The 505-nt window shown below is 55.4% G+C and carries 1 pseudogene; it reads left to right on the top strand.

Annotated elements, in window-relative coordinates:
- A pseudogene (sso7d, locus tag SB752_RS31915) lies at window positions 1–104 on the top strand (chromatin protein Sso7d); the annotation flags it as partial.
- Between the last annotated feature and the right edge of the window lie 401 nt (window positions 105–505).

Here is a 505-nt window from a genome sequence, read left to right as displayed (position 1 = left end):
CTTTCACCTACGACGAAGGTGGTGGTAAAACCGGTCGTGGTGCGGTTTCTGAAAAAGACGCGCCGAAAGAACTGCTGCAGATGCTGGAAAAACAGAAAAAATGACTCGAGCACCACCACCACCACCACTGAGATCCGGCTGCTAACAAAGCCCGAAAGGAAGCTGAGTTGGCTGCTGCCACCGCTGAGCAATAACTAGCATAACCCCTTGGGGCCTCTAAACGGGTCTTGAGGGGTTTTTTGCTGAAAGGAGGAACTATATCCGGATTGGCGAATGGGACGCGCCCTGTAGCGGCGCATTAAGCGCGGCGGGTGTGGTGGTTACGCGCAGCGTGACCGCTACACTTGCCAGCGCCCTAGCGCCCGCTCCTTTCGCTTTCTTCCCTTCCTTTCTCGCCACGTTCGCCGGCTTTCCCCGTCAAGCTCTAAATCGGGGGCTCCCTTTAGGGTTCCGATTTAGTGCTTTACGGCACCTCGACCCCAAAAAACTTGATTAGGGTGATGGT

The organism is Brevibacillus sp. SIMBA_040 (genome assembly GCF_046535075.1).
Classification (GTDB): domain Bacteria; phylum Bacillota; class Bacilli; order Brevibacillales; family Brevibacillaceae; genus Brevibacillus.
This window is presented reverse-complemented; position numbering and strand designations above follow the sequence as displayed.